The following is a 20,842-nucleotide window of genomic DNA, read 5'->3' on the forward strand; positions in this document are numbered from 1 at the left end:
TCAGCCCACAGGCCCGCGGGTCCGTGATGCAATGGTAGGAACTCCCCAAAGAAGGAATTCCCCGCCGTGTCTTCTCAGCTTTCCTCTCGCCAGCTCGCCCTGGCCATCGTTGCTCTGTCTCTCGGTGGCTTTGGCATCGGCACCGTGGAGTTCGCCATGATGGGGCTGCTGCCCAATGTCGCAGACGGCGTGCATGTCACCATCCCCGAGGCCGGCCACCTGATCTCCGCCTATGCGCTGGGCGTCGTGGTCGGTGCGCCCATCATCGTGGCGCTGACGGCGCGGATGCGACGCAAGCATCTCGCCCTCGCCCTGATGGGCCTTTTCACCTTGGGCAATCTGTCCTCGGTGGCCGCACCCGATTTCTGGTCGCTGCTGATCTCACGGTTTGTGGCCGGGCTGCCGCACGGCGCGTTCTTCGGGGTTGCCGCCGTGATCGCAGCCTCCCTGGTCGCTCCCACCAAGCGCGGCCGGGCCATTTCCATGGTGATGCTCGGCCTGTCGGTGGCGAACGTCATCGGCGTTCCCCTGGCCACCTTCATCGGCCAGAATTTCGGCTGGCGCCTGCTCTTCATTCTGGTCGGACTGATCGGCATCCTGACCATCTGCGCCATTGCCTTCTTCGTTCCGCTCCAGCCCGCCCCACACGACGCCTCCATCCTCACCGAACTGAGTGCCCTCAAGCGGATCCAGGTCTGGCTCGCCCTGCTGATCGGCATCGTCGGCTTCGGTGGTTTCTTTGCGGTCTACGCCTACATCGCACCCACGATGACGGAGGTCACCGGCCTGGACAAGGCCTGGCTGCCGCTGGTCGTGGCGCTGTACGGCGTCGGCATGGTGATCGGCAATGTGATCGGCGGACGGCTGGCCGACCGCTCGGTGATGCGCAGCATCTACCTGGTCATGGGACTCATGGCGGTGGTGCTGGTGGTGTTCAGCCTGGCGGTGCACTTCATCGGCACGGCTCTGCTGCTGGTGCTGATTCTGGGCGCCGTCGGCAGCAGCCTGACACCCGCCCTCCAGACGCGCCTCCTCGATGTCTCGCCCGGAGCCGAATCCCTGGCATCGTCGATGAACCACTCGGCCCTCAACATCGCCAATGCGCTCGGCGCCTTTCTGGGTGGGCTCGTCATCGCCTGGGGCTGGGGTTACACCGCTCCGGCCCTGGTCGGTGCCGTTCTGGCGATCCTCGGCCTCGGGATCGCGGTGTTCAGTGGTCGTTTTGATCGCCGGACGACTGCCGGCTGACTAGCCCCGCGCAACTAGGCCCGGGCCGCCCCCGCGCTGCGGTCCAGATCGGGTTCCAGGTAGATCACCCGGGCGATCGGAACCGCGGCACGCACCCGCTGTTCCGCCTGGTCGATGGACCGGGCGATCTGAGCGCCGGTGTCCGCCCCGTCCACCGAGATCTTGGCGGCCACCAACAGTTCCTCCGGCCCCAGGTGCATGGTGCGCAGATGGATGATCCGGTCAACACCCGGACCCACCAGAGCTGCCTCAATGGACGCGACATCCTCCGCCGTAGCAGACTCACCCAGGAGCAGCGATTTCGTCTCCAAGGCCAGCACGATGGCGACCGCGACCAGCAACAGGCCGATCAGCCCGGTGCCCACTGCGTCCCAGATGCCGTTGCCGGTCATGAGCGTCAGGGACACTCCGAAGAGGGCGAAGACCAGACCGATCAGCGCTGCGAAGTCCTCCAGCAGGATAACCGGCAACTCCGGCGCCTTGGCGGTGCGGATGAACTGAACCCAGCTGCGGCTGCCGCGGGTGTGATTGGATTCCTTGATCGCGACCGTGAAGGAGCGTCCTTCCAGAGCAATCGCACCCAGCAGGATGACCAGCGGAACCCACCACCAGGGACCTTCAAAGCCGTGCGGATCGTGAAACTTCTGCCAGGCCTCATACAAGGCGAACAGGCCGCCGACACTGAAGAGCACAATCGAGACGATAAAGGCATAAATGTAACGTTCACGGCCATAACCGAAGGGATGCTGGGGGCTGGCCTGCCGCGAGGACCGCTTGGCGCCCACCAGCAACAGGAGCTGGTTGCCGGAGTCTGCCACCGAGTGGATGGACTCGGCCAGCATCGAGGAGGAGCGAGTCAACAGAAAAGCAAGGAACTTCAACACTGCAATCGCCAGATTGGCAGTGAGCGCCGCGATGATGGCGCGATTTCCGCTGTGCGTAGACATTCAGTTCCTCTGCGTCGATGTGTTCGTCACGCAGGAATCCTGTGCGTGATCTGTGTTCTGACGCCACGCTACCGCGTGGGATTGATCATTCCCAAGCAATGACCCACCACCAGCTCTCGGATGTCTACACTATGAGTCCGGATCAGCGATATAATACAAATGTCCAACATCTAGAAGGAGAGCATCATGGGTTTCATCGGATGGATCGTTCTGGGCCTCGTCGTCGGCGTCATTGTCAAGGCCATCATGCCGGGCAAGGTCGGTGGAGGATGGATCACCTCGCTGATCCTGGGCGTGATCGGCGCCATCGTCGGAGGCTGGATCGGAGACCTGCTCTTCGGCTCGGGCAGGATGGAGTTCTGGAACCTGGGTTCCTGGGTTCTGGCGATTGTCGGAGGTCTCGTCGTAGCTGGTATCTGGGGTGCTGTGACGGGTCGCAAGTCCCGCGCCTGAACCTGCGCTTCAGCCGAAACTACTGAGCCAATTGAAACTATTGGCGACGCTGGGCGCGCGCGCTGGCGTACAGGCACACAGTGGCCGCGGTAGCCAGGTTGAGGCTCTCCGCTGAACCGTAAACCGGAACTGCAACCCGATGATCGGCAAGCTGCAGTTCTTCAACGGAGAGTCCCTGCGCCTCGTTGCCCAGCAGCCAGAGCGTAGGCTGCTCCAGAGCGTAGCTCGCTTCCGGAGTTTCCTGGTCAAAGCCGCGTGCCGCTGATTCGTCCTGCAACTCGTCGAGGTTCAGAGAGCCGTATCCGTCTGCAGCGAGAACACCCAGTCCTACAGAACGGCAGGCCTGCGCCACCTCGGCGGGCTCCACACCCAGCACGATGGGCAGATGGAACAGCGAACCGGCCGTACTGCGAACCGCTTTGGGATTGTACGCGTCCACGCTGGAGGAGCTGAAGATCACCGCGTCCGCCCCGGCAGCGTCGGCCGCTCGCAGGAGCGCGCCGGCGTTGCCCGGATCCTGCACCCGGCACATCATGGCAATCAGTTGCGGCCTGGCAGCGATCACTTCGGTCAGCGGAACGTCGACAAAACGGCAGACGGCAACGATTCCCTGCGGGTGGACGGTATCCGTCATGGCAGCCAGGACCAATTCACTGGCGATGCGGAGCCGACTGTCGAGCCCACTGGATTCGATCAGGTCCTCGAACTCCGGAAAGCGGTCCAGACACTCCCGGCTGGCGTACAACTCATCCACCAGGGCGTCACCCCCAGCCTGCAGGCAGTCGCGGTGCGCCCGCAACGCCTCACGAACAGCCTGTGGACCTTCGACCAGGAATTGGCGACGCCGGGTACGCGAAGAGCGCCCCAGCAGTTTGGCCACATCCTTCGCCCGATCAGCTCGGGGATTGGTCATGGCCTCAGCGTTGGGGCGCTCTTCGCGAATCACTCAGTCGTCCTGGCGATCAGTCTGGCTACACGGCGTGGCCGTGGTTCAGCCAGCCACCGGAGCGGAGGTGTCAGCAGGCAGGGCATCCTTGGCCAGCTTGACCAGCCCAGCGAAAGCTGCGGCGTCATTGACGGCCAGCTCGGCGAGCATACGGCGGTCGACCTCGATCGAAGCGGCCTTGAGGCCCTGGATCAGGCGGTTGTAGGTCAGACCGTTGGCGCGGGACGCAGCGTTGATGCGCTGGATCCAGAGGCGACGGAAGTCACCCTTACGCTTGCGACGGTCGTTGTAGCTGTACACAAACGAGTGCAGCAGCTGCTCTTTGGCCTTGCGGTACAGGCGCGAGCGCTGACCCCGGTAGCCGGACGCCCGATCGAGAATAACCCGGCGCTTCTTGTGGGCGTTGACTGCCCGCTTCACACGTGCCACGTGCGTACTCCTTCAATAATGCTCTCAAGCCTGTGAACTGTCTTCCAGTCAACTGATCTGCCTGAGAAGGCTGGTCGAGGCCGCCTGGGCGGCCGGTTGAGTGGTTAGACGCCGAGCATCTTCTTGATGACCTTGGCATCGGCGGGAGCAACGATCTTGTCCCCGGCCAGACGACGGGTCAGCGTCGTCGGCTTGTGCTCAAGGTAGTGACGGCGGTTAGCCTGCTGGCGCTTCAGCTTGCCGGTGCCAGTGAGCTTGAAGCGCTTCTTGGCCCCGCTATGGGTCTTCATCTTCGGCATGGGCCGATCTCCTTCAGTGTGCGCTGGGTACCCAGCGGTTCGAAGGATTCCTTCGCGAGCGAAGAAATCCGATCATCAGGGCTGCGAAGAGCGTGTGCTCCTCGCCGCTAGTCTTTCGAGTCTCTTGCGGTGTTCCGGCCTGCAGTGCTTCGGGCACCTGCAGCCCGGGGTGCTGCTGACTTGGCCGGGGCCTTTGCCACGGGCTTCGGCGCTGCAGGCCTGGGGCTTGCGGTCGGCTTCGGCGTCGCTTTCGGAGCCGCTGGCACCGCCTTGGGCGCAGCAGCTGCGACCTTGGGCGTAGCGGGCTTCACAGCAGCTTTCGGCTCAGCCGGAGCTGCCTGCTTCGGTTCCTCCACCACGATCTCCGCGACGGCGGGCTCCTCAGCAACCTCTGCCTCTTCAGGCTCGACCGCTTCCACAGAATCGACAACCTCGACGACGGGCGCCTCGTCCACGACGACCTCGTCCGTCTCGATCTCCTCCGGCGTCTCCACCGTGAAGGACCCGGGCAGCAGATCAGCCAGGCTCTGCGTCATCGGCCCTGCGGAACCGGAAACGTCGATCTTGGCCTTAGCCTCGTTCTGCGCCTTGGCTTCGGCACGCTGGGCAGCACGGCGGGCTTCAGCCTTGGCCTCTGCCTTGTTCTTGACCGGACCGATCACCATCACCATATTGCGACCATCGATGCGCGGGGTGGACTCCACCACACCCACCGATGCCACATCTTCAGCGAAACGCTGCAACAGGCGAATACCCATTTCCGGGCGCTGCTGCTCACGTCCGCGGAACTGGATCATGGCTTTGACCTTGTCACCAGCGCCCAGGAAGCGCAGCGCATGCCCGGTCTTGGTCTCGTAATCGTGCTTGTCGATCTTGAGCCGGAACCGGATTTCCTTCAACACGGTATTGGTCTGGTTCTTCCGGGCCTCACGTGCTTTGACTGCTGCTTCGTACTTGTATTTTCCGAAGTCCATGAGCTTTGCCACGGGCGGTTTCGCCATCGGGGCAACCTCGACCAGATCTAGATCTGACTCAGCTGCGAGGCGGAGGGCATCCTCAATGCGGACAATCCCCACCTGTTCACCTGCTGGTCCGACCAGCCGCACCTCGGGGACGCGGATACGATCATTGATACGTGGCTCGCTAATGTGTGACTCCTGTCAGTGTCAAAAACTGGGCGTGTGCCAGTAAGTATTCAGACATCGGACACAGAAGAAGGCCTCCATTTGCCGATGCAAATGAAGGCCTCAAAGATCACAGCTTAAACGTCACCCGCTCAAACCGACCTTATACCCGGTAACTCCGCGTCCTCTGGAAGCGGGTCAAGGGGTGGGAGAGAACTCCACTTGCTAGTCGGGAGGAAAACCGCGCTGAATGCATGAGCATCTGAGCACAGGAGTAACCATCACCGACCGGTCTGTGACAAGCTTAGCACCATGAGCAGCACCGAGGATAATTCCGCAGCATCGACCCATACCCATCGCTTTGACGCCAGCCGCGCCGAGGACAGTGCTTCCGCTTCGCAGGCGGCCGTCCTGCGGGACATCGCAGAGGTGCCGGCCGTGGAAGTCATCACGACGGCGGCCGTGCATCTGATGAGTGCCGCCGCGGTGAAGCTCGGCCTGGCAGACAGTCCCGATGCCGAAGAACTGACCGATCTCGACGAGGCCCGCAAGCTCATCACCGCCCTGGCCGGATTCGTCACGGCTGCAGCTCCCGAGATCGGAAGCCAGCACGCCGGCCCCTTGCGCGACGGACTGCGCTCCCTTCAGCTGGCCTTTCGCGAAGCATCACTGATCCCGGACGCCCCCGGCAAGGGCCCGGGCGAGAAGTTCACCGGACCGGTCAACTAGTCAGGTCTACGGCTGCTCGGGCTTGCAGCCCAGGCGGCAAGCCCGGCTCCCGGCCGCATCCCTCAGACCGTGCTGACGGCGCGCCGCCGGACGCGCTGCGTCACCAGGCCAGCGACGGCCAGAATAGCCGCCATCCCACCCATGAGTGTGAAGCCCGCCCAGGCCCCCGCCTGGTCGATAGCGGCACCCGCGATGGGGGCACCCACCGCATTGCCCAGTGTCAGCGAGGAACCGTACCAGCCCATCGCCTCGCCACGTCGCTCCTCAGGAACCAGATCTGCGACCCATTCCGTGCTCGAGGAGAGCACCGGAGCGCAGAGCAGTCCCGGCGGGATGCTCAGCAGAGCCAACGTCCAGGTGTCCGAGGCGAATCCCATCGGTATGGTCAGCACGGCCATGGCCGCCAGGAGCCAGAGTGGGTTGACCTTGTGCTGCAGAGAGCCGTAGACCACACCGCCGATGGCTGATGCGGCGCACCAGGCCAGGAAAATGATGCCGATCTGGTCCTGGTGGCCCGCCCCGCGCAGGCTCGCCACGATGCCGACGTCGGTTCCGGTCAGGCTCATTCCCACCCCCACGGCCGCAGCGAAGATCGCCAGAACAGCACCGGTCACCCAGGACATGCGCTGCCGGAACGTGCTGGTGACGTAGCCCCAGCGTCCGGTGCGTCCGGCATCGTCCGCTTCTGCGCGCGCGTGCACCTCAGAGAGAGTTGCCTCCTCAGCGCCAGCACCTGAGACAACGGTCAGCGGCCCGGTGTGCAGGCCCTGGAAGTGCCCCGTGTCCGTAGTGTCCTCGAAGTCCACGCTGCCGGGCTGATCCGAACGCGTCGGCGGATTGAACCAGTACAGGAACACCCCGGACAGCGAGGAAGCCACCCCGACCACTATGAGCGCCAGGGTGGTATTGAGGGTGGCAATCACCACGCCCGCGGCGGGTCCGACCATGAAGGTCAGCTCCGTGCCGATGGAATCCAGCGCATAGGCGGTGCGGCGCGAGTTGGCGGACACCATCACACCCAGCGCCTGGCGGACCACCGTGAAAATCGGCACGGCCAGAGCACCGCCGATGGCTGCGGCCACCAGTAGGAGCAGGTAGGGCAGGAAGGGCGCGGTGCACCAGACCACCACTTCAGCGATGATGGAGGGCAGCAGAGCGCGACGCAAGCCCTGACGGTCAATCGCACGACCGCGCCAGGGAGCACCCAGGGCCAGACCGATCGTGACGGCCGCGGCAACGCCACCGGCTGCACCATAGCCCAGGCCAAGGGTATTGACCACATGGAGGGTCAGGATGATGCCGGACGCCGCATGAGGCAGGCGGGCGATCATCGCCACCAGGACGAGCCTTCGTACTGCTGCATTAGTGAGCAGCGCACGGTACTGGCCGAAATTCACGTCACAGACCTTTTCAGTGAGAAGGATGGAGGCACGCCCTGAGGCTCAGACCGTGCCTCCCCACCGCACTCGGTCCTGTGGGGATCTGTGCGGCTAGGGTAGTTGCTCTTGCGTTCCGCGGAGGCTGATCTGGAGCGAATCGACCCGCTCCGCAAAAACCTCGCTCTGCGCAAGGGCTTGTTGGAGGGCAGAAACCACGGAGTTGACTTGATGATGATCGAGTCCGGATACCAGGTGCACGATGACGTTCAGCTCCGGGCCCGAACCGCCTCCCGCTACAGTCACTCCCTCGGGAAAGACCGTGCGAATGCCAGAACCCGCCTGAATCGTCACGCCGTGCAACCAACTCATCGGGTTGGCCTGTGGCACCTCAGCCAGTCTATCGAATGGTTCAACGGACTCAACCCCTGGAACCCTGGGCCTATTCTCTGGGATCCTCGCCAGGGAGGCGGCATTGTTCCGGCCGTCCCACAGGCCGCCGACCACCCGCCGCACTTCCTCCTCGACGACGGGATCGGCGTAACTCGGCACCCATTCGCGCTGTTGTGCCAGGGCCCACACGGCAGGCCTGCGCACCACCACGGTTTCGGTGCCGGGGTCGATGACCAGCAGCTGGGCGCCTTCTGCCACAGCAGACAGAGCAGCCCGGGGCGCGTACACCGGCACCGGCCGCGCCTGTGAGTGCCACTGGGTCAGCCGCTCGGGCGAGCTGAAGACCGGCAGAGCGATACGCCCGTCCGGCGCCTTCACGGTCACCAGAGCCATCTCCGATTCTTTGTCACCGTGCGAATGATCAGGGTGAGCATGTTCGGCGTTCGTCGCAGGGTCGCTGGTGTCGGTGGCGATAATCGGCACGAAGACCCGTGCCTGCGCCAGGCTCGCAACCACCGCTGCCTCGCTGCCCCTTCCTGCACACAGCTCAGCGACACTTTTCCGGTACGCCGCGTCCGGGGCGCCGTCGTCGGCCGTGAAGCGGTGATGCTGACCTTCAAGATCGCGCCCTGCCCAGGGTTGCCCGGCGCCATCGGCCATTCCGCCAGCCGCACCGAGCCGCTGGGCCAGATGAGCGGGCAGCTCCCGGAACGGGGTGCTCATCGGCGGCCAGCGACGTCCAGTGCCTGGGGCAGAGTGAAGGCTCCCGCGTAGAGTGCCTTACCCACGATGGCGCCCTCGACGCCAGCAGGTACCAGCTCGCGCAAGGCGCGCAGGTCATCCAGGCTGGAGATGCCTCCGGAGGCGACCACGGGCTTGGAGGTGCGCTCGGTCATTTCGCGGAGCAACTCAAGGTTCGGCCCGCGCAGGGTGCCGTCCTTGGTCACATCGGTCACCACATACCGGGCACAACCGGCGTCCTCAAGGCGAGCCAGCACCTCCCAGAGATCCCCGCCGTCACGCGTCCAGCCGCGCGCGGCAAGAGTAGTTCCGCGCACATCGAGTCCCACGGCGATCTGGTCACCGAAACGCGCAATGGCCCTGGCCGTCCATTCTGGGTTCTCCAGAGCTGCCGTACCCAGATTCACCCGGGCTGCACCCAGCTCCAGAGCACCTTCAAGCGAGGCATCGTCCCGGATGCCACCGGAAAGCTCGATTTTCACCGTGAGCGTGGAGACTACTTCACGCAGCAACTCGGCATTGGAGCCACGGCCGAAGGCCGCGTCCAGATCCACCAGGTGAACCCATTCAGCACCATCGTTCTGCCAGGCCAGAGCAGCTTCCAGGGGGGAGCCGTAGCTGGTTTCGCTGCCGGCCTCGCCCTGAACCAGGCGGACGGCCTGGCCATTGGCGACATCGACGGCAGGAAGAAGTTCAAGAATTGACTCGGTCATGATTCCTCACAGTGTGGAACAAGGGTATGGGCAGGACGACGTGCTGAGCAAAAGTGGTTCAGGACGAGGACGTGAACAGATAGGCGGCGATGAATGCCAGCACGGCCAGGATCCCGAAACACACTGGGACCCAACGCGGTGCTTTCTGCTGCCAGAAGGCAATCACGCCGCCGACCAGCAGGCCACCCAGGCCCATGAGCAGAATCGACCACATCAGGCAGTGGTTGTTTCGTCAGGGACCGGACTCAGTCGGGGCAGCGATTCGACCCAGTTACGCAGCAATCGTGCTCCAGCATTACCGGATTTCTCCGGGTGGAACTGCGTCGCGGACAGCGGCCCGTTCTCCACCGCGGCGATGAACGGCGCACCGTGCTCGCTCCAGGTCACCAGCGGCGGCTTCATTTTCGGCTGATTCACGTCGAAGTCCCATTCCTGGACCCCGTACGAGTGCACAAAATAGAACCGCTCGTCCTCCACACCGGCGAAGAGTTTGCTGCCTTCGGGGACTTTCACGGTATTCCAGCCCATGTGGGGGACCACAGGGGCGGGCAGCAGCTTCACCGTGCCTGGCCATTCCCCCATGCCATCGGAGCTGATGCCATGTTCAACGCCGTGCTCAAAGAGGATCTGAAGGCCCACGCAGATGGCCAGAACGGGCCGTCCACCGGCTACGCGACGGCCGATCAGACGCAAGCCATCCACCGCACGGAGTTCCTTCATCACGGTGGCGAAGGCACCCACGCCCGGCACCACCAGACCGTCCGCCTCGAGGACATCCTTCGGGTCAGCACTGAGCGTCACCCGGGCACCAGCCCGCTCCAGCGCACGGACTGCGGAGCGCACATTGCCGGAACCGTAGTCGAGAACGGTGACCGTGGGTCCGGGCGTCTCAGGCAGTGACTCACTCACAGCAGGCCCTTAGTAGAGGGGATGCCACTCACCCGAGGGTCCGGCTCAATCGCCATCCGCAGGGCCCGGGCGAAGGCCTTGAACTGCGACTCCACAATGTGGTGAGGGTCGCGTCCGGCCAACACCCGCAGGTGCAGGCAGATCTGGGCGTGCAGGGTGATGGCCTCAAAGACATGGCGGGTCAGCGATCCAGTGAAGTGACCGCCGATCAGGTGGTATTCCTGCCCGGCAGGCTCACCGCTGTGCACCAGGTAGGGGCGTCCTGAGATGTCCACGACGGCGTGCGTCAGGGCCTCATCCAGGGGAACCGAGGCATCACCGAAGCGGCGGATGCCTGCCTTATTGCCCAGGGCTTCGCGCAGCACCTCACCGAAGGTGATCGCCACGTCCTCCACTGTGTGGTGAACATCGATGTGAGTATCACCGCTCGCTCTGACCTTCAGGTCAATGAGCGAGTGCTTGGCCAGCGCGTTAAGCATGTGGTCGTAGAACGGCACGGACGTGTCGATGTCCGCCTGTCCGGTGCCGTCGAGATCAACTTCGACCAGCACGGAGGACTCCGAGGTGCTGCGTTCGAGCCGCGCGATGCGATGGGTCACCATAATGTCCTTTGACTAAATGTGCGAAAACTGTGGTCTAGGTGGTCGATCAGGCCTAGTCCAGCAATCAGGCCTGATTCAATAAGCTGGGAAGGGCGTTGAGGAAGGCATCTGTTTCTTCCGCAGTGCCAGCCGTCACCCGCAGGCTATGCGGCAGACCGACGTCGCGGACCAGAATCCCCTGGTCCAGCAGACCCTGCCAGAGGCTGTGCGGATCCTTCACTCCCCGGAAGAAGACGAAGTTTGAATCGGAACGGGCGGGTTCCAGCCCCAGGCTCTTGAGGCCGTCGACGATCCGGTCCCGCTGGACCTTGATGTCCTCGACGTTTCTCAGCAGGGATCCGGAGCACTCCAGCGCCGCTACTGCGGCAGCCTGAGTCAGGGCCGAGAGATGATACGGAAGACGGACCAGTCGTAAGGCATCGGTCATCGCAGGAGCAGCAGCGAGATACCCCAATCTGGCGCCTGCCAGAGCGAAGGCCTTACTCATGGTCCGGGTCACGATCAAGCGATCTCGACCGGGCAACAGCTCCAGGGCGCTCGGGGTCCCGGCCTGGCGGAACTCCGCATAGGCCTCATCGACAATGACGACGGTACGGCTGGCCTCCCCGGCGCGATACACCGCCTCGATCACCTCGAGCTCCAGAGCGGTTCCCGTGGGGTTATTGGGTGAGCACAGCACCACAAGGTCCGGCTGGTACTGCTCCACCTGAGCAGCTGCACTCTCCGCACTCAGCGTGAAATCCTCGGCTCGTTGCCCGCTGATGTACTCCGTCCCGGTACCTCGCGCCAGCAGAGGATACATGGAGTATGTCGGGGGGAAACTCAACAGCTTTCGCCCCGGGCCGCCAAAAGCCTGAAGGATCTGCTGGAGCACCTCATTGGACCCGTTGGCCGCCCAGATCTGGTCCGCACTCAGCCCGTGACCGAGGTAGTCCGCCAGTGCACTGCGCAGCACCGTGAATTCACGGTCCGGGTAGCGGTTAAGGCCCTTGACGGCGGCATCCACCGCATCAACAATGGCGCGATGTGCATCTTCGGGAAAACTGTGAGTATTTTCGTTGACGTTGAGCATGATGGGCACGTCAAGCTGGGGCGCCCCATAGGGCTCCATGCCACACAACTCGGGACGAAGCGGCAGCCCGTTCAAGGCTGCGCGCCGGTCTGATTCAGGGAATTCACTCACCCGTCAATTCTAGGTGAGCAAGTGGGCACCCGCCGAACCCTGACCATCATCCGGGCCAGCCACCGTTGCAGATGGACGGATACCGGCCGCCAGGTTTCCCCACAAGGAGCGTTGGACCTCCTAGCGAGTCGGCACCAGCAGACTCTGACCGGGCTGTAGCACCGAAGACGTGAGGCCATTGAGTTCGATGATTTCGGTCACCAGATCCCCTTGATCACGGTTAACCCCACTGTGCGCGGCGAGCGACCAGATCGAGTCACCGGGCTGCACGGTCACGGAGGTCGCCTGCACCCCGGACACTGCGGCATCAGAAGCCTTGACCTGTCCCACGAAGGATCCGATCAGCACCAGGACCGCGACTGCAAGCAGCATCAGTGGAACGCCGATCAGCACCATACGCCCGCGTCTGGTCAGGTGCAGGGCGCTCCCTGGCTCGGCGTTCTGGAACGCGACACCCCGGGACGTAGCACCCGGGGCACGGCGGATGCGGGAGGCAGAGATCGCCATGGGGACCACTGCACGACGGCTTGGAGCGAATGCTGCCGTTGCGACATGAAGTGTGGACATGGGCATTACCTTTCTGTGATGGCGAATTCGAGGGTCCGTGACCTTCGAACATTCCGCCGTTTGGCCGGAAGCATTCTCAAGCGTCATAGAACATATTTTCGAATCTCTAAAGTCAGTTTTAGCACGAATGATCGAAGGGGATCAAGACTCGCTCGAACAAATGTTTGATTTCTTGCTTCCGGCCCCCTAGCCTGAGGGAAAGATCGAGCCGGGGCCCGGATCGATGAGGAACCTCAGCGTTGGTGGAATTCCGCGTTGAGTTCAGTCCATCAGCGGGCACCGACAAGATAGTGAAGTTCATCGCTGCAAGGGAAAGGCCGGTGGCTCAATGCCCACGGAAACCAACGCCACACCGGGAACCGGTAAGACCGGCCTCCGGGGTTTGACCGTGCGCCAGAAGAAGATCCTGGAGTGCATCCAACGCTCGATCAGCAGTAACGGATACCCGCCGTCCATGCGCGAAATCGGCGATCTGGTCGGATTGGCGAGTCTCTCCAGCGTCACCCACCAGCTCACCCAGCTGGAACGCCAGGGGTATCTGCGTCGCGATCCCAAGCGTCCGCGCGCCATGGAAGTTCTGATTCCCCTCACGCTCCGGGAAACTGAGGAAGAGGACGTGGCATCAGCGGCCACGGAGCAACAGGACGAACTGCTGGGTCACCACGGCCAGCGGGTCGCTGAGCTCTCCAGTGCTCAGGACACCGCCATGGTGCCCCTGGTCGGACGGATCGCCGCCGGTGGCCCGATTCTGGCTGAACAGACCGTGGAGGACGTGATGCCACTTCCACGCCAGCTGGTCGGCCACGGCGAACTGTTCATGCTCAAGGTGGCCGGCGATTCCATGATCGATGCCGCCATCTGTGACGGCGACTGGGTGGTGGTACGGAGGCAGAACGACGCCCAGAATGGAGACATTGTGGCCGCACTGCTGGACGACGAGGCCACCGTCAAAACCTTCCGTCAGCGCGACGGCCACACTTGGCTGCTCCCCCAGAACACCCAGTACGAGCCGATTCTGGGTGACCACGCGACCGTGATGGGCAAGGTTGTCACCGTACTGCGCGCCCTCTGATCCGCACAGGACATCAGTCGGCACAGGCCATCAGTCGGCAGGGGCCAGCCGTTTCAGTGCGCCCAGCACCAGTGCCTTATCCGTCGTGGCCCAGAACGGGGGAAGCGCTGAACGGAGAAATCCGCCGTAGCGCGCTGTCGCCAGGCGCGAATCCAGTACTGCAACCACTCCCCTGTCCTGGGAGGACCGGATCAGCCGCCCGGCCCCCTGAGCCAGACGAATGGCCGCGTGAGTGGCGGAAACCGACATGAAGCCGTTGCCGCCGTTGCGGGCCACCTCCCGGGTTCGCGCCGTCATCAGGGGGTCATCCGGCCGCGGGAAGGGAATCCGGTCAATCGTGACCAGCCGGCAGGAGGTTCCCTGCACATCTACGCCCTGCCAGAGTGACATCGTGCCAAAGAGGCAGGTATCAGGCTCCGCCTCAAATTGCCGGATGAGCGCTCCCATGGAGCTCTCCCCCTGACACAGAATGTTCAGATCCGTGCGTTTCCGCATGGCATCAGCAGCCTCTTCCGCTGCCTTTCGGGAGGAAAACAGGCAGAGTGCACCGCCGCCTGAGGCCTGGATCAGGGCCTGCAATTCATCCAGTTGCTCCGGCGAGTTTCCCCGTCCGGGCTTGTCCAGATGAGCAGCAACATAGAGCATGCCCTGCCGCGGGTAGTCAAAGGGGCTGCCGACGTCCACGCCGTTCCAGCTGGGTGCACCGGCCCCCAGCAGGCCCAGAGCACCGGCCGTGGGCTGGAACGCGGAGCCGATGGCGAGCGTCGCCGAGGTGAGCACTACGGTGTGGTTGCCGAACAACGACTCACGCAGGGTCATGGCAACACTCAACGGGGCCACATGCAGCATTCCCGGCTCCGAATCGGCCGCTGCCGCGTACCCCTGCTGCGGGTTGAACACCCCCGCCCGGGCCAGCCAGAGAACGTCGTCACTCTGGCCATCTCTACTCTGGCCTGCGAGCAGAATCCGCTCGCTGACATCCAACACTTCCTGAAGCCTCGCCCGCGCCTGCTGCCGCCCACCTGCTGCAGGCTGACCGGCATCACCCTTGGAGTCAGAGAGCGCCACTCGCGCTGCATCACGCACGAGCGTCAGGGCTGATCCCTGCTCCGCGTTGACGCCATCAGGCATCCATCCTGCTGGGGGACCACTGAGTGCTGCTTCCAGTGCCTCCGCCGCAGAATGCAGCGCATCCACCGAGATCGCAGTGTGCCTCCGAGCCGCCGCCGCCGCAGCCGTCACCATGGCGGCTGAGAGCTGAGCCGAGACAGCACCGGTCACCCGGTCCACCAGTTCGTGTGCCTCATCGACCACCACGACGTCGCTCTCGGGTAAGACCGCCGCGTCGCCGAAGGTGTTGATCGCCAACAGCGCGTGATTCGTCACCACCACATCCGCCTCCGCCCCTCGTGCGCGCGCCCGCTCGCTGAAGCACTCCGAGGCCAGAGGGCATTTCTGGAAGCCGAGGCATTCCCGCGCGGTCACTGAGACCTGTCGCCAGGCGCGATCGCTCACCCCGGGCATCAGTTCATCCCGATCGCCCGTCTCGGTCTCCTCCGCCCACTCCCGTAGCCGGACGACTTCCTTGCCCAGGGAGGTCGCCGGACCAGCACCGGGGAGCACCATCGAGGCGTCCTCCCCCAGCGCAAACAGCTGGCCGTCTTCGGCTTCATCCGTCGGGAAACCACCGGAGACCTTGTGTTTGCACACGTAATTGCTGCGACCCTTGATCAACGCCACGTCGATGGCTCGTGGGAGCACCGGCTCCAGTGCGGCCAGGAGTTTAGGCAGGTCCCGGGAAACAATTTGCGACTGGAGGGCCAGCGTTGCCGTGGCGACGATCGAAGGCCGCTCGCTCTCCAGGGCATGAACGACGAGCGGAATGAGGTAACCCAGCGACTTACCGGTTCCCGTTCCCGCCTGCACCAGCAGATGGGTATCAGACTCAATGGCAGCGCTGACCTGCCGGATCATCTCCTGTTGCCCGGGCCGTTGTTGACCACCCATCTGGTCCACGACCCTGGACAGCAGCTCCAGAGCCAGCTCCGTCCCGGAGTCCTCCTGCGGTGCGGGTTCAGCCATCGATACTGAACTCCCGTAACTCGGCCGCCAGCCCTTCGCGGACCATCACCCGTAGCCGGGTGCCTTCCGCCACATGCTCCTGGTCCAGGATCTTCGCATCTGACTGGTGCAGGCGGCTGATCACCTCACCTCGCGCATAGGGAATAAGCAGGCTGAGAGTGACGCCCGGGCGCGGAATCGCAGCGCTGATCGCCTCTCGCAGCTCTTCCATGCCCTGACCGGTCCGTGCGGAGACCAGCACGGTGTTCCGCTCCCGCTGGCGCATCCGTTCCACCACCAGGGGATCGGCGACATCGGCCTTGTTGAGCACGATGATTTCTGGGATGGAGCGCGCGTCCACTTCGGAAAGCACTTGCCGTACGGCAGCGATCTGGCCTTCCGGATCAGGATGCGAAACATCCACCACGTGGACGATGAGATCGGAATCTGCCACTTCTTCCAGCGTGGAACGGAAGGCTTCCACCAGCTGGGTGGGCAGCGACCGTACGAATCCCACGGTGTCCGCGAGAGTGTAGCCGATGCCGTCGGGGGTCTCGGCGCGCCGCACTGTCGGGTCCAGGGTCGCGAAGAGCGCGTTCTGGACCAGCACCCCGGCGTGGGTGAGCCGGTTGAGAATCGAGGACTTCCCGGCATTGGTGTACCCGGCAATGGCCACGGAAGGCATCTCGTTGCGACGCCGATTGGCCCGTTTGGTCTCCCGCGCAGGCTTCATGGCGACAATGTCGCGGCGCAACTTGGCCATCCGGGTGCGGATGCGTCGGCGGTCCAGTTCGATCTTGGTCTCACCGGGGCCACGGGAGCCGATGCCGCCGCCGGCAGCACCCACCCGGCCACCGGCCTGTCGGGACATGGATTCGCCCCAACCACGCAGGCGTGGCAACAGGTATTCCAGCTGCGCCAGTTCCACCTGGGCTTTGCCTTCGCGGCTTTTGGCATGCTGGGCGAAGATGTCCAGAATCAGGGCCGTCCGGTCAATCACCTTGACCTTGACGATGTCTTCCAGGCCGCGCCGCTGTGAGGGAGCAAGCTCGCCGTCCACCACCACGGTGTCCGCCCCGGTAGCCGCCACGATGTTCTTGAGCTCCTGTGCCTTGCCCGAGCCCAGGTAGGTGCCGGGATCCGGCTTAAGCCGACGCTGAACCAGGCCATCGAGGACCTCGGAACCCGCAGTTTCCGCCAGCGCGGCCAATTCGCGTAGCGAATTTTCCGCATCCGCCAGTGTGCCCTCGGACCAGAGACCAGCCAGCACCACGCGTTCTAGGCGTAGCTGCCGGTATTCGACCTCGGTGACGTCATCGAGTTCGGTGGAGAGGCCCGCAACCCGCTTGAGCGCGCGGCGATCTGCCAGATCAGCCTGGTCGCCGTCGAAGGAGCTGTGTTCGCGCTGCAGCGAGCTCAGCGCTTGGGCACGTCCGTCCAGAACGCCACCGGGGCTGCTGTGCTCTGCTGACCCGTTCTGACTCGTTGAGCCTGTCCGTCCGGGCTCTTTGGCCAGAATGCGATCAATCACGGCCTGAATCTCGGCCGGGCTGAGATCCCCGCTCGAGCCGTCGATGGCGGCCTGCTGACCTGCCTCCGAGTGCGGGTCCGGCTGGGTATGGGGCGTGGTCATATTCTCCTTGGAAGTCTCTGAGTTTTTATCGTAGCTCGCTCCACCGACATCCTGCCGGGAGCGTATGGTGTGATCGTGGGGTACCACGGTGCCTCCTGAAAGGAACAACGAACCGGAGCTGCCATCGGCAGACGCTGAGGTTGTTGTTCAAAAGGGCCGCTTCGGAGAGACCTCGTGTTCACCGACAACATGTGGGAAACGAGAATCCATCCCGCTGGGCGAATGGCTGATAAAAAGATGAAAAGCCGCACCTGGAGCCCGCCTGGACCAGGCATCCGCCTTCACAGGCGATCGATCGGGGCGAAGCTCAACAAAAAATGGGCTCAGAGAAAAATCAGCATTGTTCAATAATAGCCGATCCGGCACTCGTCACTCCACAGCGGGATAGTGCCTCCGGCACATCGAGGCCGGAACTTCTCTTCCGGTCAGCGCGACAACTATCGTGGAACGGTGTCTGATCACTATTTCTCTGCCCAGCCCGGCATCGCCCGCAAGCCGCGCAGCCGCACTGTCATGCTGGCGGGAGCCGAGCGCACCGTCACCACGGATTCGGGAATCTTCTCCCCCGATGGCGTCGACAAGGGTACTCAGGTCCTGCTCAGCACAGCACCGGAACCGCCCGCGCGCGGGAAGCTGCTCGACATTGGCTGTGGTTGGGGGCCGATCGCTCTGAGCCTTGGCCTCCGCGCACCCGAGGCCGAGGTGTACGCAGTGGACGTCAATGAGCGGGCTCTTGAAGTCACCCGGGAAAATGCCGCTGCGCTGGGCCTGAGCAGGGTGCATGTCAGCACTCCACAGGAAATTGACCCGGGTCTGCGCTTCGATCTGATCTGGTCCAATCCGCCCATCAGGGTCGGCAAGGCCGTATTGCACGAGATTCTGCAGATCTGGCTTCCGCGTCTGGCCGTGGGCGGCAAGGCCTATCTGGTGGTGCAGAAGAATCTGGGATCGGACTCGCTCCAGGAGTGGATCGCTGGGACCTTCGATGATCTCAGTATCCGCCGGATGACCAGTGTGAAAGCGTTCCGGGTCCTGGAGGTCGTTCGCCCGGCGGAAAGCTGAGTCCGAATCCGGACCCGGCTGGCAGCGGCGCCTGAGGCCGGGTTCGGTGGTCGCCTCAGCCCAAGACGCCGGAGGCGACCAGTACCGCTGGCCCGGAGAGTTCCACGTGTTCCAGGCCGTCCTCCGCCGTGAAGAACCGTACGCCCAGAGTGCCACCGGGAACCTGGACCCGCCAACTGTCGGGCGCCTCGGGGCCGGCCCAGTACCGGGTGGCAGCAGCAGCAGCGCAGGCACCTGTTCCGCAGGAGAGGGTCTCCCCCACTCCACGCTCATAGACGCGCATGCTGATCTCCGCTACACCATCCACCACTAGTGGCTCGTGCGGCAGTGCAAACTCGACATTCGATCCGTTGACCGGGGCAGGATCCACCACAGGAGCCCGGAAAAGCTCCAGCTCATCCAGTTCGGCGCGGTGCGCCAGAGCCACCACCGTGTGCTCGTTACCGGTGTTGATCGACAGCGCCGGGCGGGCGACATCGAGCTCATGGGCCTTCACCAGGGCATCCACACCAGCTGTTGCGGCCTGCTCGGGTTCAGCCAGCGACCAGGGACCCATATCCACCGCATAACCGTTCGGCACGCGCTGCACATATTTGACGCCGGCGCGGGTGCCGATGGCCAGCGTCCCGCCGTCTTCGAGTGAGGCGAGCCCTTCGTCCAGCAGGAACTCCACGAAGACCCGAACGCCGTTACCGCACATCTGAGAGATCGACCCATCGGCGTTGCGGTAGTCCATAAACCATTCGGCGGAGGGGTCACGATCGAGCACTGCCCGGCCGTCCGGCAGCTGCGCGGACTTGATGGCCCGGATCAGCCCGTCACCACCCACACCCCGGCGCCGGTCACAGACCACAGCCACGGTGGACGCATCCAGGGCCAGAGCTCCCTCGGCATCACGGAGCAGCACAAAGTCGTTACCGGTGCCATGTCCCTTACGGAACGCAACACCACTCAATGACTCCATACCGTTCTGCACCATGAACCTAAGCCTAGCGCGCGAGGGGCCCCGGGTGAGCTCGCGAGTCTGGGGAGCGGGCTGGGCGCTAGCGCGCTAGGGGCACCGGGTGAGCTCGCGCGTCTGGGGAGCGTCCTGGGCGCTAGCGCGCGAGGGGCCCCGGGGGAGCTCGCGAGTCTGGGGAGCGTGCGGGGCGCTAGCGCGCGAGGGGCCCCGGGTGCGCTCGCGAGTCTGGGGAGCGTGCTGGGCGCGAGCGCGCGAGGGGCCCCGGGTGAGCTCGCGCGTCTGGGGAGCGTCCTGGGCGCTAGCGCGCGAGGGGCCCCGGGGGAGCTCGCGAGTCTGGGGAGCGTGCGGGGCGCTAGCGCGCGAGGGGCCCCGGGTGAGCTCGCGAGTCTGGGGAGCGTGCTGGGCGCTAGCGTGATCCACGAAGACGGTCGATGACGGCTGTCACCTTCTTCTCTGGGCTACCGGCGAAATCCAGCCAATGGACCCGTGGATCCGCAGAGAACCAGGTGACCTGACGGCGGGCGAACTGCCGGGTCGCCACAACAGTGTCCTCGATGGCCTGTTCCTCGCTGTAGCCGACGCCGCTGTAGCCAACGCCGCTGTAGCCGACGCCGCTGTAGCCAACGCCATCCTGACCTGTCTGGCCGCCGAGCACCCGCAAAAACTGCTGATATCCCAACGCACGGGACGCCGTCTTCCCCTCTCGCAAACCCAGAAGATCCAGTCGACGCACCTCCTCCAACAGCCCGCCATCTGACATCTGCCTTACCCGGGTGGCGAGCCGGTTGTGTAGAACTCCGCGATCACCGTTGAGGCCGATCTGCACCGCCGGCTGGACGTACTCCCGGCGTGGCATAAACGACTCGAAGGTGCGGCCGGTCAGCTCATAGACCTCCATCGCCCGCACCAGGCGCCGGGCATCGCCAATTCTCGCCTCCGATGCCGGGTCCACCGCACGCAGTCGCACCCGGAAGGCCTCCACCCCCTGGTCCTCGAGCTCAGCGGCAAGACGATCACGCAGCGCCGGGTCAGTAGGCGGCAGCTCCAGTACGTCCAGCGCCGCCCGGACGTACAGCCCCGAGCCACCCACTACCAGGGGATGCAGACCTCGCTGTTGAATCTGCGCTATCGCCTCCCGGGCCTGGGTCTGGAACTCGGCCAGGCTGGCTTCCTCCCTGAGCTCAAGGGTGTCCAGCAGATGGTGTGGGACGCCGCGTCGTTGCTCGGGAGGCAGCTTGGCGGTGCCGATATTCATGCCCCGATAGAACTGCATGGAGTCCGCATTGACGACTTCCCCGCCCAGTCGCTCAGCGAGGTCGAGTGCCAGATCCGATTTTCCGGTCCCGGTCGGTCCGACCACCGCGATGACGACCGGCATCGGAGGTGACTGGTTC

General features: G+C 64.1%; 22 protein-coding genes. 5 read left to right on the forward strand and 17 right to left on the reverse strand.

The window, feature by feature from the left end; genetic code table 11:
- Positions 1-66: 66 nt before the first annotated feature.
- Positions 67-1,248, forward strand: a complete 1,182-nt coding sequence (locus QQM37_RS08100; protein WP_285726375.1) for an MFS transporter — start codon at positions 67-69, stop codon at positions 1,246-1,248.
- Between the two features lie 14 nt (positions 1,249-1,262).
- Here QQM37_RS08100 and QQM37_RS08105 read toward each other — a convergent pair whose 3' ends face one another.
- Positions 1,263-2,195: a cation diffusion facilitator family transporter gene (locus QQM37_RS08105; protein ID WP_285726377.1), complete on the reverse strand. Its 933-nt coding sequence runs from the start codon at positions 2,193-2,195 to the stop codon at positions 1,263-1,265.
- Positions 2,196-2,381: 186 nt separating this feature from the next.
- On the opposite strand from QQM37_RS08105, the gene QQM37_RS08110 reads away from it, so the two are divergent.
- Positions 2,382-2,648, forward strand: a complete 267-nt coding sequence (locus QQM37_RS08110) for a GlsB/YeaQ/YmgE family stress response membrane protein (RefSeq protein WP_285726379.1) — start codon at positions 2,382-2,384, stop codon at positions 2,646-2,648.
- Positions 2,649-2,685: 37 nt separating this feature from the next.
- Here QQM37_RS08110 and QQM37_RS08115 read toward each other — a convergent pair whose 3' ends face one another.
- The 4 genes from QQM37_RS08115 to infC all read right to left on the reverse strand — a co-directional run bounded on the left by QQM37_RS08115 (position 2,686) and on the right by infC (position 5,428).
- On the reverse strand, positions 2,686-3,561 hold the full coding sequence (locus tag QQM37_RS08115) for a TrmH family RNA methyltransferase (protein ID WP_285726381.1): 876 nt from the start codon (positions 3,559-3,561) through the stop codon (positions 2,686-2,688).
- Between the two features lie 78 nt (positions 3,562-3,639).
- Positions 3,640-4,023 (reverse strand): 50S ribosomal protein L20, encoded by a 384-nt coding sequence (gene rplT, locus QQM37_RS08120; protein ID WP_285726383.1) that lies wholly within the window; start codon positions 4,021-4,023, stop codon positions 3,640-3,642.
- A gap of 104 nt (positions 4,024-4,127) precedes the next feature.
- On the reverse strand, positions 4,128-4,322 hold the full coding sequence (gene rpmI, locus QQM37_RS08125) for a 50S ribosomal protein L35 (protein WP_285726385.1): 195 nt from the start codon (positions 4,320-4,322) through the stop codon (positions 4,128-4,130).
- A 107-nt stretch (positions 4,323-4,429) separates the two neighbouring features.
- On the reverse strand, positions 4,430-5,428 hold the full coding sequence (gene infC, locus QQM37_RS08130) for a translation initiation factor IF-3 (protein WP_420030140.1): 999 nt from the start codon (positions 5,426-5,428) through the stop codon (positions 4,430-4,432).
- Positions 5,429-5,758: 330 nt separating this feature from the next.
- On the opposite strand from infC, the gene QQM37_RS08135 reads away from it, so the two are divergent.
- On the forward strand, positions 5,759-6,175 hold the full coding sequence (locus QQM37_RS08135) for a DUF1844 domain-containing protein (protein ID WP_285726386.1): 417 nt from the start codon (positions 5,759-5,761) through the stop codon (positions 6,173-6,175).
- Between the two features lie 62 nt (positions 6,176-6,237).
- Here the strand turns inward: QQM37_RS08135 and QQM37_RS08140 are convergent, their stop codons facing one another.
- The 8 genes from QQM37_RS08140 to QQM37_RS08175 form a co-directional block, all read right to left on the reverse strand.
- Positions 6,238-7,572: an MFS transporter gene (locus QQM37_RS08140; RefSeq protein ID WP_285726389.1), complete on the reverse strand. Its 1,335-nt coding sequence runs from the start codon at positions 7,570-7,572 to the stop codon at positions 6,238-6,240.
- Positions 7,573-7,665: 93 nt separating this feature from the next.
- Entirely contained in the window at positions 7,666-8,667 is a 1,002-nt protein-coding gene (locus tag QQM37_RS08145) for an SseB family protein (protein ID WP_285726391.1), read from the reverse strand.
- A complete protein-coding gene (priA, locus tag QQM37_RS08150; protein ID WP_285726394.1) occupies positions 8,664-9,398 on the reverse strand; it encodes a bifunctional 1-(5-phosphoribosyl)-5-((5-phosphoribosylamino)methylideneamino)imidazole-4-carboxamide isomerase/phosphoribosylanthranilate isomerase PriA in 735 nt (244 codons plus the stop codon). The genes QQM37_RS08145 and priA overlap by 4 nt, the downstream gene beginning before the upstream one ends.
- Positions 9,399-9,456: 58 nt before the next feature.
- Entirely contained in the window at positions 9,457-9,612 is a 156-nt protein-coding gene (locus QQM37_RS08155; protein WP_285726396.1) for a hypothetical protein, read from the reverse strand.
- Positions 9,612-10,307, reverse strand: coding sequence for an imidazole glycerol phosphate synthase subunit HisH (gene hisH, locus QQM37_RS08160; protein WP_285726398.1), 696 nt, complete (start codon positions 10,305-10,307; stop codon positions 9,612-9,614). Before hisH ends, QQM37_RS08155 begins: the two co-directional genes overlap by 1 nt.
- Positions 10,304-10,906 (reverse strand): imidazoleglycerol-phosphate dehydratase HisB, encoded by a 603-nt coding sequence (gene hisB / locus QQM37_RS08165; protein ID WP_285726400.1) that lies wholly within the window; start codon positions 10,904-10,906, stop codon positions 10,304-10,306. The genes hisH and hisB overlap by 4 nt, the downstream gene beginning before the upstream one ends.
- Before the next feature lie 67 nt (positions 10,907-10,973).
- Positions 10,974-12,092, reverse strand: a complete 1,119-nt coding sequence (locus QQM37_RS08170) for a histidinol-phosphate transaminase (protein WP_285726402.1) — start codon at positions 12,090-12,092, stop codon at positions 10,974-10,976.
- Between the two features lie 120 nt (positions 12,093-12,212).
- Complete coding sequence (locus tag QQM37_RS08175; RefSeq protein ID WP_285726404.1) at positions 12,213-12,659, reverse strand: LysM peptidoglycan-binding domain-containing protein; 447 nt, start codon at positions 12,657-12,659, stop codon at positions 12,213-12,215.
- A 328-nt stretch (positions 12,660-12,987) separates the two neighbouring features.
- Here QQM37_RS08175 and lexA point away from each other — a divergent pair, with 328 nt between their 5' ends.
- Positions 12,988-13,731 (forward strand): transcriptional repressor LexA, encoded by a 744-nt coding sequence (lexA, locus tag QQM37_RS08180; RefSeq protein ID WP_285726406.1) that lies wholly within the window; start codon positions 12,988-12,990, stop codon positions 13,729-13,731.
- Between the two features lie 30 nt (positions 13,732-13,761).
- On the opposite strand, the gene QQM37_RS08185 is transcribed toward lexA, so the two are convergent.
- Positions 13,762-15,813, reverse strand: coding sequence for an ATP-dependent DNA helicase (locus QQM37_RS08185; RefSeq protein WP_285726408.1), 2,052 nt, complete (start codon positions 15,811-15,813; stop codon positions 13,762-13,764).
- Positions 15,806-17,425 (reverse strand): GTPase HflX, encoded by a 1,620-nt coding sequence (gene hflX, locus QQM37_RS08190; protein WP_285726410.1) that lies wholly within the window; start codon positions 17,423-17,425, stop codon positions 15,806-15,808. Before hflX ends, QQM37_RS08185 begins: the two co-directional genes overlap by 8 nt.
- Before the next feature lie 450 nt (positions 17,426-17,875).
- On the opposite strand from hflX, the gene QQM37_RS08195 reads away from it, so the two are divergent.
- Positions 17,876-18,487, forward strand: coding sequence for a class I SAM-dependent methyltransferase (locus QQM37_RS08195; protein ID WP_285726413.1), 612 nt, complete (start codon positions 17,876-17,878; stop codon positions 18,485-18,487).
- 55 nt (positions 18,488-18,542) lie between these two features.
- Here the strand turns inward: QQM37_RS08195 and dapF are convergent, their stop codons facing one another.
- Positions 18,543-19,466 (reverse strand): diaminopimelate epimerase, encoded by a 924-nt coding sequence (gene dapF / locus QQM37_RS08200; protein WP_285726415.1) that lies wholly within the window; start codon positions 19,464-19,466, stop codon positions 18,543-18,545.
- 388 nt (positions 19,467-19,854) lie between these two features.
- On the reverse strand, positions 19,855-20,826 hold the full coding sequence (gene miaA / locus QQM37_RS08205; protein WP_285726738.1) for a tRNA (adenosine(37)-N6)-dimethylallyltransferase MiaA: 972 nt from the start codon (positions 20,824-20,826) through the stop codon (positions 19,855-19,857).
- Between the last annotated feature and the right edge of the window lie 16 nt (positions 20,827-20,842).

The sequence above is a fragment of the Psychromicrobium xiongbiense genome (assembly GCF_030271165.1).
GTDB lineage: Bacteria > Actinomycetota > Actinomycetes > Actinomycetales > Micrococcaceae > Renibacterium > Renibacterium xiongbiense.

Coding starts and splice junctions, on each gene's coding strand:
- QQM37_RS08105 (WP_285726377.1), bottom strand. CDS start 2,195: ATGTCTACGCACAGCGGAAATCGCGCCATCATCGCGGCGCTCACTGCC.
- QQM37_RS08110 (WP_285726379.1), top strand. CDS start 2,382: ATGGGTTTCATCGGATGGATCGTTCTGGGCCTCGTCGTCGGCGTCATT.
- QQM37_RS08115 (WP_285726381.1), bottom strand. CDS start 3,561: ATGACCAATCCCCGAGCTGATCGGGCGAAGGATGTGGCCAAACTGCTG.
- rpmI (WP_285726385.1), bottom strand. CDS start 4,322: ATGCCGAAGATGAAGACCCATAGCGGGGCCAAGAAGCGCTTCAAGCTC.
- QQM37_RS08135 (WP_285726386.1), top strand. CDS start 5,759: ATGAGCAGCACCGAGGATAATTCCGCAGCATCGACCCATACCCATCGC.
- QQM37_RS08145 (WP_285726391.1), bottom strand. CDS start 8,667: ATGAGCACCCCGTTCCGGGAGCTGCCCGCTCATCTGGCCCAGCGGCTC.
- priA (WP_285726394.1), bottom strand. CDS start 9,398: ATGACCGAGTCAATTCTTGAACTTCTTCCTGCCGTCGATGTCGCCAAT.
- QQM37_RS08155 (WP_285726396.1), bottom strand. CDS start 9,612: ATGTGGTCGATTCTGCTCATGGGCCTGGGTGGCCTGCTGGTCGGCGGC.
- QQM37_RS08175 (WP_285726404.1), bottom strand. CDS start 12,659: ATGTCCACACTTCATGTCGCAACGGCAGCATTCGCTCCAAGCCGTCGT.
- lexA (WP_285726406.1), top strand. CDS start 12,988: ATGCCCACGGAAACCAACGCCACACCGGGAACCGGTAAGACCGGCCTC.
- QQM37_RS08185 (WP_285726408.1), bottom strand. CDS start 15,813: ATGGCTGAACCCGCACCGCAGGAGGACTCCGGGACGGAGCTGGCTCTG.
- hflX (WP_285726410.1), bottom strand. CDS start 17,425: ATGACCACGCCCCATACCCAGCCGGACCCGCACTCGGAGGCAGGTCAG.
- dapF (WP_285726415.1), bottom strand. CDS start 19,466: ATGGTGCAGAACGGTATGGAGTCATTGAGTGGTGTTGCGTTCCGTAAG.
- miaA (WP_285726738.1), bottom strand. CDS start 20,826: ATGCCGGTCGTCATCGCGGTGGTCGGACCGACCGGGACCGGAAAATCG.